Genomic DNA, 9,340 nt, shown 5'->3' with positions numbered 1-9,340 from the left:
GGGGTTCTCTTCGTGTTCAGCAAGAACACCGCGCCCTTCGTGCTGCTGCTGCTGCTCACCCTGCATCCGCTGCTGCGCGCCTGGGGGCGGCTGCCCCAGGGGCCGCGGTGGGTGACGCCGTCGCTCGCGGTGGTGGCGCTGGGGGCGCTGGCCTTCACGCGGCTGTTCGACACGTCCATCCACACCAACCTGGCCAACAACGTGATGGGCCGGATGTTGACGGACCCCGCCGCTGTCGAGCGGCTGCTCACCCGCGACGGGATGCCTCCAGGGGACTACGTCCAGGCCTGTGCCGGGGGGCACGTCATCACCCCCTGCTTCGACGGGGGCACGCTGCACGACTGGCATCCGGAGGAGCTCAACTACCGTCTGCGCCCGGACCGCTGGGGGTTCGCGCGGTGGGTGGCCACGCGCGGCGGAGGCGCCTACGCGCGCTTCCTGGTGTTGGATCGTCCTGGGGCCACGTGGCGCGAGGTCTGGAACGCACTCGACACGGGCCTGCGCGACGGCACCGTGACCTTCATGACGGCCTATCTGTCCTTCCGCCCCGAAGCCCCGGAGCGCAGCAACCTGGAGCGGCTCGCCGCGCGCCACGAGGCCTGGCGCGTGGGCCCGCTGGGAGTGGATCCGGCGAAAGCCTTCACGGGAGCGATCGCCAGAGTGGGGCTGGGCACGCCGCTGGGCATGGGGCTGTGGGTGCTCGCGGGGCTGCTGGTGCTGCGCTGGCGCCCGTCCCCAACGCTGGCCCTGGGCATCGCGCAGACGGTGACGGGCGTGGGGCTGTTCGCGCTCGCGTACGTGGGTGACGCCATCGAGGTGGAACGCCACGTCTTCCCGGCGCTCTACCTGCTGGCGCTGGGCATCGGGGTGCTCGGGGTGGGCCTCGTCGGCGCTCTGTCCGCGCGGAAATCCTGAGTGCGGGAAGGCCCTGCCCGCTCACGCACTTGACGGCGTTCCGCACGTCCTTGACGTTCTGACAGAAGACCCATCGTGATGCGTGTCCCGGACGTCAGGGAATCTCACGGCGGCCATGCGCGTGGTCGCGGGTCGCGTCGAAGCGCTCGCGTGCCTTCTTGACGCCTCCGATGTGGTCGATCGACCAATTCCGGAGTGCGTCAACGATGCCGTAGAGCGAGCGGCCGAGCGGCGTCACCTCGTACTCCACCGTGACGGGGACCGTCGCGAAGGCGCGGCGCTCGACAAGGCCGTTGCGCTCAAGGCGGCGCAGCGTCTGGCCGAGCATCTTCTGCGTGATGCCTTCGACCTTGCGCTTCAGCGCGTTGAAGCGCACCGGCCCGTCAGCAAGCGCCAGCAGGAGCAGCACCGACCACTTGTCAGCGAGCTGGTCGAGCAGCTCACGCGTCGGGCACGTTGCTACGAAGGGGCCTCCCGGTCTGCGTGCAGCCATCGTGGTTTCCTCCAGGTGCCTTGGTTCCATCCAGGTCCCCTGAACTCCTCCTGGTATCCTCTTGATACCAGGTATCCGCAGGCACATGGTTGGCCCCATGAGCGATTTCCAGCATGACGTCGTCGAGGCCAACGGGATCGCGATCCACGTCGCGTCGGCGGGCAGGGGGCCGCCGCTCCTCTTCCTCCACGGATTTCCGCACACCTGGTTCGTCTGGAGGAACGTGATGCGCGCGCTCGCCAGCGAGCATCATGTCATCGCACCGGACCTCCGGGGCCTTGGCGCAACGACGCGCGCGACGTCGGGCTACGAGCTCGACACGCTCGTCGCTGACGCGCTCGCCGTGCTCGACGCGCACACGAAGGAGCCTGCGATTCTCATCGGCCTCGATCTCGGCGCGCCGATCGCGTTCCTCACCGCCGCGCGCCATCCCGCGCGCGTGAAGAAGCTCGTCGTGATGGAGGCGCTCCTCGGTGGGCTTCCTGGCGCCGAGTCATTCCGTCCGCCGTGGTGGTTCGCGTTCCACGCGATCCCCGACATGCCGGAGGCGGTCATCTCGGGCCACGAGGAGGCGTACCTCGACCACTTCTTCACCATCGGCACGAAGCGCGGCCTCCCCGCCGAGGCGCGCGCCGCCTTCCTTGAGGCCTATCGCGGCCGCGACGCGCTCCGCTGCGCCTTCGCGCACTACCGCGCGCTCCCCGAAAACGCTCGGCTCCTCGCGAAGGTCGAACGGCTGACTGTCCCGACGCTCGCGATCGCCGGGGGCGTCGTCGGCGACGCACTCGCACGTCAGATCGCGCCGCTGTGCGACCACCTCGTGACCGCGCGAATCAGCGACGCCGCACACATCCTGCCCGAGGATCAACCCGAGGCGCTCGCCGCGCTCCTGCGCGGTTTCGTCCGTGGCTCCCGCTGAAGCTCAAAACGCCCTCAGGTCCAGTCCTACGTCATCCTGCTGAACGGGCTGGGCCGTTGACCCGGAGACGCTGTCGTGTCCGCACCCTGTGGGTGCCGAGGCTCCCTGCGCACTCCTCGGTGCCCCCCCGGGCACGTCGCCTGTGAAGAACACCACGCGCGAAGGATGCGTGTGATTCAACAATGACAGTTCAAGGAGATTGTTCGGGGAGCGCTGTCCCGGCCAACTCCTTCTCCAGCAAAATCTGCCTCCATGAAAATAATGCAATGGGGCGAGCTGAGTCAGATGTTGAGCGGACACGCCGAACCACGAGGATGCTACATCCAACAGTTGGCGAGGGAGGACATCCCACAGGTCACCGAGCACCTGCGCGAATGGTATCCAGACATCCAGGTCGGCACGGAGAGTCGTCACCTGGAGCCCTCTTTCTACGAACGGGAGTTCTTCCTGCGCGGAGAGAGTCCTGACCGCTCTTTGTATGCGATGCTGTGTCGCTCCCAGGAGCGACACGAAATCATCGGGCTGCTGACGCTTGAAAAGAATGTGCGGGGGTTGCAGATCTCCGCGCCCATGGGAGCGATCAAGCCCTCGCACCGGGCCCTGGGAATCGGTCAGCTGGGAGTCACCGTCCTGGAGGCCGTGGGCCGGAGCATTGGCGCCGAAGTGGCCCTCTACTATTCCACGCTGAAGCTTGCCCGGGCCCAGCTCAACGCCGAACACCACGGCTTCAAGCTGGTGGGCATCGTCCCGGCCTTCGACATGGATGCCATTGCCCCCGGCACCGTCAAGCGTGTCTATGAGGCCATCTACGCCAAGGTGCTCACCGGCCCGGAGCACGTCCACATCCCTGACTGGAATGCGCTCATCCCGTCCACCCGGGCGCTCTTCACCCACCTCTTCGGTGCCCACCCCATCCACCTCGCCAATGCGCCGGTTCAGGAGCGCAAGCATGGTTGAGATCCGCACCTTCGAGGGCGACGCCGGGGAAGCCTCCCGCTTCGTCAATGGTGTCTGGCAGGAGCTCTACGGCAAGCAGCTTCCCCTGGCCGTATGGGACGCGCACTTCTTTGACTGGCTGCTCTTCCGCGAGGGCAAGGCCCCACGCGACTACCTGGTGGCCGCGTACGCGGATGGGAAGCTGGTGGGAACGCTGTTCGCGGAGCCCGCGAGGATCCGCCTGGGCTCGCAGGAAGTGGATGGCACCTACGGGAGTTGGGCCAGCGTGGCCCCCTCGCACCGCAGACAGGGCATTGGCGGGAAGCTGGCGCAGGAGATGCTCCTGCGACACCGTGAGCGGGGAGCGCGGCTCCTCCTGGGTTGCGTGGCCGCGGGAACGGATGGGCCTGGCTTCTGGCACCAGACGCAGCATGCGCGCATCCTCGATGGAATGGGGCTCTGGGTGCATGTCTTTGACGCCCAGGCGCTGGCTCGCTGGTCGATGCACGCTTCGGAACGCGCGCTGTTCACGCTGGCGCGTCCGTTCCTCCGGCACCGGTTCCGGCGAGCGCAGGCCCAAGGCATCCGTCCCTACCGTCCCTCGGACCTGCCCCGGTGCATGGCACTGGTCCAGCGGATGATGAAGTCCGTGACGCTGGGCTACGCGTACACGGCGGAGCGGCTGGCGCATCAGCTTCAGTACCGCGAGGTGCCGCGCACCTTCGTGCTGGAGCAGGCAGGCGAGGTCCGGGGGTTCGTCAACAGCTACTCCATGCGGATGACGGGCCGGGAGACCATGACCGCGGAGGTCGTGGACCTGATGGCCTTCGACGACGCCGTGCCCGTCACGGAGCGGCGGCGACTGTTGCAGGTGGCGATGCAGGACATGGAGCGCCGGGGGGTGAGCTGCGCCGCGATGCTGCGGGGCCCCTGCATTCCCGCCCCCCTGATGTGGCGCGCGGGCTGGGTGCCATTCCCCGGGGAGGCGAAGGTGACGTGCCTGCTGCCGACTCCCGGGCTGGAGCTGCCCGCGGCCCCTTCCGTGTTCACGCACCTGCGTTGAAGCGATGTGACGGACTCTCTCAAAATTGAATCGCGTGGCGTTGTCGGCCCCCGGGCCTGACGTTGCATTCCGATGTGATGGAACGGAACATCAGCGCGCTCATTGGCGACGCCTTTGTTCCCCGCTGATGCGAACGACTCCGAGGAGTGCTGTTCGGGCTCGGAGATGGCACCTTGGAAGCTGCATGCCCCCCATCACGGGCCAGGACCTCCCATGACCTACCCCAACGCATCCCCCGACTTCGACCCGCAACTGGCCGCCCTCCTGCCCGCGCTGGAGGGATATGTGCCCCTGAAGATGACGCTGGAGCAGCTTGAGCACTTCCGTGGCTTGAGCCGCGTGACCCGGGAGGACCTGATTGGCGACGCGAAGGTCCACTGCGTCGATGTCAGCATCCCCGGGTATCAGGGCGCCGGGATCACGGTCTCGGTCATTTCCCGGCAGGACCACTCAGCTCCGGGGCCTGCGGTCTACTTCATCCATGGCGGCGGAATGGTGATGGGGACCCGCTTCGCGGGAGCGAAGCCGCTCGTGGACTGGGCGCTCCGTCATGACGCGGTTTGCGTGACGGTCGAATACCGGCTGGCGCCCGAGCATCCAGCGCCCACCCTGGTGGAGGACTGTTACGCGGGGCTTGTGTGGATGGCGGCGAACGCCGGCCGGCTGAAGTTTGATCCGAACCAGTTGGTGATCTTCGGCGGGAGCGGCGGCGGCGGGCTCGCGGCGGGAACCACGCTCCTGGCCCGGGATCGGCAAGGCCCGAGGCTGTTGGGACAGCTGCTGCAATGCCCGATGCTGGACGACCGCAATGAGACGGAGTCCGCCCATCGGTACGACGGCGCTGGAGTCTGGGACCGCACCAGCAATCTGACGGCCTGGCGGGCGGTGCTGGGCGACCGCTGCGGGGGCCCGGAGGTGTCTGCCTATTCCGCGCCCGGGCGTGCGACGGATTTGCGAGGGCTGCCACCGACCTTCATCGACGTCGCGGCAGGGGAGACGTTTCGGGATGAAGCCGTCGCCTATGCGCGCGGAATCCTGGCGGCGGGCGGTGAGTGCGAGCTGCACGTCTGGGGCGGAGCCTTCCACGGCTTCTATGACATTGCCCCGCGGTCCGACGTGGCGCGTGCCTGCATCGCGACGCGCGACGCGTGGCTGGGACGGATGTTCGCGCGGGGGGCCGCGGGCAGGGGCGCCATGCCGGTTTCCGGTGATTGAGCAGCCTCCCATCGCGGTACGTGCTGTAGTGAGGGTCCCTGACGGACAGGAGGCTTCCTGGTGAAAACGCTTTCCTTTCTTCCGCTGCTCTTCGCCTGCCTGGCGGTGCCCGGCGGCCCCGTGCTCGCGGCGGCGCCCCCTCCCACCGCCATCGAGGGCCTGGACGCGCTGTACCCCGAACTGGACGCGCTCTACCGCGACCTGCACCAGACGCCCGAGCTGTCACTCCAGGAGGAGAAGACGGCGGCGAAGCTGGCCGAGCGCCTTCGCAAGCTCGGCTTCGAGGTGACCCCGAAGGTGGGCGGGCACGGCGTGGTGGCGCTGCTGCGCAACGGCAAGGGGCCCACGGTGATGCTGCGCACGGACCTGGACGCGCTGCCGGTGGAGGAGAAGACGGGGCTGGCCTACGCCAGCAAGACGAAGTCGAAGGATGCGGCCGGAGCGGACGTCGCGGTGATGCACGCGTGCGGGCACGACGTGCACATGACGTCCTGGCTTGGCACGGCCACCCTGCTGGCGCGGACGAAGGACCGGTGGCGTGGCACGCTGATGCTGGTGGGGCAGCCGGCCGAGGAGATTGGCTCGGGGGCCCGGCAGATGCTGGCGGACGGCCTGTTCAAGCGCTTTCCCAAACCGGACTTCGCCGTGGCCCTGCACACCGTGTCCACCGCCGCGGCGGGGACGGTGCAGTTCACCCCCGGCTATGCGCTGGCGAGCGTGGACTCGGTGGACGTCACCCTCCACGGCAAGGGCGGGCACGGCGCGTACCCGCACACCACCGTGGATCCCGTGGTGATGGCGGCGCGCACCATCCTGTCGCTTCAGACACTCATCAGCCGGGAGAAGAGCCCGCTGGAGCCCGGGGTCATCACGGTGGGCGCCATCCACGGTGGCACCAAGCACAACATCATCCCGGACGAGGTGCGCCTGCAGCTCACGGTGCGCACGTACAAGCCGGAGGTCCGCAAGGCGCTGCTGGCCGGCATCGAGCGCATCGCCAAAGCGGAGGCGATGGCCTCCGGAGCGCCCCGTCCTCCCGACGTCAAGGTCACCGAGGGCACGCCCGCCACCTTCAATGACCCCGCGCTTACGAAGCGATTGGTGGACGCGGTGGGCAAGGTGCTGGGCGAGAAGAACCTCAGCGAGACACCGCCCGTCATGGGCGGCGAGGACTTCTCCGAGTACGGCCGCGCGGGCGTGCCCGCGGTGATGATGTGGCTGGGCATCACCGAACCCAAGCGCTTCGCGGAGGCCAAGGCCGCGGGAGAGACGCTCCCGTCCCCGCACTCGCCCGTCTACGCGCCGGACCGCGAGCGCACGCTGCGCACCGGCGTCACCGTGCTGACCACCGCCGCGTTGGAGCTGCTCGGGAGGCCCTGAGAGAACGGAGAGGCGCATCCCACCTGCCTCCCGCGCTCCGCCCGCCCCCGTCAACGGGTGCCCGGGCCGGCTTGACGCCATGGGACCCCTGTGACCTAGCGTGGGGCCATGCGGAATCTGCGTGTGGTGCTCGGCCTCGTGGCGGTGCTCTTCGTGGGGCAGGCGCGGGCCGAGGAGACCTTCATCCTTTGGCCGCTGATTGACATGAGCGGCGTCCACGTCACCGTCAACGTCAGCAATGGTTACGCGAACATTGGGCTCACAGCAGAAGCGCTACGCACCCTCGCTGAGCTGACGTTCCGGCGCCGCGGGATCCGAGTCCTTACTGAGAAGGAAATGTACTCGGCAGAAGGAATGCCACAGGCGCACATCAGTGTGAACTTGCTTTCGGCGTCGGATGGAATGGTTGTCTATACTACGCGCCTCTCTCTCCGCCAGAACGTCACAGGCAGCAACGGACGAGCAATTGCGACCGCCGAGACATGGACTGACGCGGGCTCCCTCGGCATCGCCCATCGGCTAGAGCTTCTCGGCGTGATTCGCAGCTCGGTCGAACAAATGGCCGAGAAACTTAGCAACGACTACCTCAAGGCGAATCCGCCGAAGCCTGTCGTCGAGAAGGAACTCCTCGGCGAAGCCAATGAGGCCGCGTCGAAGAAGAAGCCAGCGTCCCCGCCCAAGTCATCGGGCGTGAGATGAAGCACTACAGCGGCGGTCGCCGGCGATGATGCGGTAGCCGTCGCCGTCCTTGCGGACGAGGATGGGCTGGAGGATGCCCTGTGCCTTGATGGACTCGGTGAGTTCGAAGTGAGGGCTCCCGCTTTCATCGCGTCCACCCCTGCACCACCCGTACAGGGGAGAGCTTGGCCGTCGTCGTCCCGTCACCCAGTTCGCCGTTGGCGTTGGAGCCCCAGGCCCAGACGGTGCCGTCCGCCCCCGCCGCGATGCTGTGAAATTCGCCTGCAGCAATGCTGGTCACTCCGCTGAGACCCGGTACGCGAACCACCGAATCGTAGCGATTCGTCGTCGTTCCATCGCCCAGTTGGCCGTAGGCATTCCTGCCCCAAGCCCAAACGGTCCCGTCCGATTTCAGTGCCAAGGAGTGGGACGCACCAGCGGCAAGGGCGACCACGCCGGCAAGTCCCGGCACCGTCCCTTGAAACGAATAGAAACTCGAGGTCCAGACGGTGCCATCCAACTTCACCGCCAAGGTGTAATATGGCCCAGAGGCAAGGGCGACCACGCCGGTGAGGCCCGGCACCTGTATCGGCGTTAAGCGGTTCGTCGTTGTCCCGTCGCCCAACTGACCGCTGGCGTTTTTGCTCCAGGCCCAGACGGTGCCGTCCGACTTCAGCGCCACGGAGCTTTCGCCGCCAGCGGCAAGGGCGACCATGCCGGTGAGGCCCGGCACCTGCGTCGGCGTGTAGACGTCATATTTCCATTCATCATTATTGCCCGACTGGCCGCTGAAGTTTCTACCCCAAGCCCAGACGGTGCCGTCCGACTTCAAGGCCAGGACGTGGTTGTCACCCGCGGCGGTGGAGACCACTCCGGTGAGACCCTGCACCTGCCCCGGTGTGAAATTTTCGTCGCCCCCCGTTGCCCAACTGGCCGCCGTAGTTTTTCCCCCAGGCCCAGACGGCACCGTCGGCCTTCAGCGCGAGGGTGAAGTACTTATCACCTGGGACGACGGCAACCATTCCGCTAACAGCACCTAACGAAAGTCAGGGCTGGGCTGGCCGTTGGCAAGGGGCATCCTCAGCTTGAGGGGCATGGTCCGTGAACTCGTCCCCGACGCCTTCTGGCAGCGCGTGGCGCCCCTGCTGCCTCCGCCTCGGCCGAAGGAGAAGCTGGGCCGCCCTCGTGCGGACCCCCTGTGTCAGGGAAGTTGTCGCCTCGGCAGAGCGGCCGGGATGACCACGCCCTGGGGGCGAGAGCAGGCAGGAAGCAGTGCCGTACACGGATGGATTCAAGTCGGAGATGGTGAGGCGGATGGTGGGTCCGGGCGCGGTGAGTGCCGCGGCACTGGCCCGCCAGGTGGGCGTGTCGCAGCCGACGTTGTCGCAGTGGCTGCGGGAGGCGAATAAGTTGGCGGCGATGACGCCCCCGCCCGAGGAAAAGCCCGCTGCGCCGTCTGGACCGAAGAAGTGGACGCCCGAGGAGAAGCTGCGCGTGCTGGTGGCAGCCCAAGGGCTCACGGGCGAGGCGTTGGGGGCGCTGCTGCGTCGGGAGGGGCTGCATGAGGAGCAACTGACGGAATGGCAGCAGGCGGCCGCGGGGGCCCTGTCGGGAGCGTCCACGCAGGCCCTGCCGGCCAAGGAGCGCAGGCGGCTGGCGGTGGCCGAGAAGCGGGTGAAGGAGTTGGAGCGCGAGCTGCGCCGCAAGGAGAAGGCGCTGGCGGAAACGGCGGCGCTGCTGG

At 67.7% G+C, this 9,340-nt stretch carries 9 protein-coding genes and 4 pseudogenes; 9 read left to right on the top strand and 4 right to left on the bottom strand.

Annotation, left to right across the window (positions count from 1 at the left end; genetic code table 11):
* A partial coding sequence (locus D7Y13_RS32790; RefSeq protein ID WP_208734513.1) for a hypothetical protein occupies positions 1-915 on the top strand: 915 nt, incomplete at its 5' end.
* A 94-nt stretch (positions 916-1,009) separates the two neighbouring features.
* Here the strand turns inward: D7Y13_RS32790 and D7Y13_RS32785 are convergent.
* On the bottom strand, positions 1,010-1,408 hold the full coding sequence (locus D7Y13_RS32785) for a winged helix-turn-helix transcriptional regulator (RefSeq protein WP_120582429.1): 399 nt from the start codon (positions 1,406-1,408) through the stop codon (positions 1,010-1,012).
* A 97-nt stretch (positions 1,409-1,505) separates the two neighbouring features.
* On the opposite strand from D7Y13_RS32785, the gene D7Y13_RS32780 reads away from it, so the two are divergent.
* From D7Y13_RS32780 to D7Y13_RS32755, 6 genes are all read left to right on the top strand, one after another.
* Positions 1,506-2,327, top strand: a complete 822-nt coding sequence (locus D7Y13_RS32780) for an alpha/beta fold hydrolase (protein ID WP_120537472.1) — start codon at positions 1,506-1,508, stop codon at positions 2,325-2,327.
* 252 nt (positions 2,328-2,579) lie between these two features.
* A complete protein-coding gene (locus tag D7Y13_RS32775; RefSeq protein WP_233595307.1) occupies positions 2,580-3,284 on the top strand; it encodes a hypothetical protein in 705 nt (234 codons plus the stop codon).
* A complete protein-coding gene (locus D7Y13_RS32770; protein WP_120537466.1) occupies positions 3,277-4,326 on the top strand; it encodes a GNAT family N-acetyltransferase in 1,050 nt (349 codons plus the stop codon). Before D7Y13_RS32775 ends, D7Y13_RS32770 begins: the two co-directional genes overlap by 8 nt.
* 213 nt (positions 4,327-4,539) lie before the next feature.
* Positions 4,540-5,541: an alpha/beta hydrolase fold domain-containing protein gene (locus D7Y13_RS32765; protein WP_120582430.1), complete on the top strand. Its 1,002-nt coding sequence runs from the start codon at positions 4,540-4,542 to the stop codon at positions 5,539-5,541.
* Positions 5,542-5,601: 60 nt separating this feature from the next.
* Positions 5,602-6,921 carry an amidohydrolase gene (locus D7Y13_RS32760; protein WP_120537468.1) on the top strand — a complete coding sequence of 440 codons (1,320 nt, stop codon included), beginning with the start codon at positions 5,602-5,604 and terminating at the stop codon, positions 6,919-6,921.
* Positions 6,922-7,059: 138 nt separating this feature from the next.
* The gene (locus D7Y13_RS32755) at positions 7,060-7,620 is read left to right on the top strand and encodes a dehydroquinate synthase/iron-containing alcohol dehydrogenase family protein (protein WP_147444184.1); all 561 of its coding nucleotides are present in this window, start codon (positions 7,060-7,062) and stop codon (positions 7,618-7,620) included.
* On the opposite strand, the pseudogene D7Y13_RS49565 reads toward D7Y13_RS32755, so the two are convergent.
* The 3 genes and pseudogenes from D7Y13_RS49565 to D7Y13_RS32740 all read right to left on the bottom strand — a co-directional run.
* A pseudogene (locus D7Y13_RS49565) lies at positions 7,609-7,725 on the bottom strand (ParB N-terminal domain-containing protein); the annotation flags it as partial. The gene D7Y13_RS32755 and the pseudogene D7Y13_RS49565 sit on opposite strands and share 12 nt — an antisense overlap.
* Before the next feature lie 40 nt (positions 7,726-7,765).
* A pseudogene (locus D7Y13_RS32745) lies at positions 7,766-8,500 on the bottom strand (RCC1 domain-containing protein); the annotation flags it as partial.
* The gene (locus D7Y13_RS32740) at positions 8,448-8,621 is read right to left on the bottom strand and encodes a hypothetical protein (protein ID WP_120537471.1); all 174 of its coding nucleotides are present in this window, start codon (positions 8,619-8,621) and stop codon (positions 8,448-8,450) included. The gene D7Y13_RS32740 and the pseudogene D7Y13_RS32745, both read right to left, overlap by 53 nt.
* Positions 8,622-8,693: 72 nt before the next feature.
* On the opposite strand from D7Y13_RS32740, the pseudogene D7Y13_RS49560 reads away from it, so the two are divergent.
* Both D7Y13_RS49560 and D7Y13_RS32735 read left to right on the top strand, forming a co-directional pair.
* Positions 8,694-8,792: pseudogene (locus tag D7Y13_RS49560) on the top strand (IS5/IS1182 family transposase); the annotation flags it as partial.
* Between the two features lie 121 nt (positions 8,793-8,913).
* Positions 8,914-9,340 (top strand): annotated as a pseudogene (locus D7Y13_RS32735) (IS3-like element ISGur5 family transposase); the annotation flags it as partial.

Source organism: Corallococcus praedator (assembly GCF_003612125.1).
Lineage (GTDB): Bacteria > Myxococcota > Myxococcia > Myxococcales > Myxococcaceae > Corallococcus > Corallococcus praedator.
Note: the sequence above shows the minus strand (reverse complement) of the source record. Positions and strands in the feature narration are given on the sequence as shown.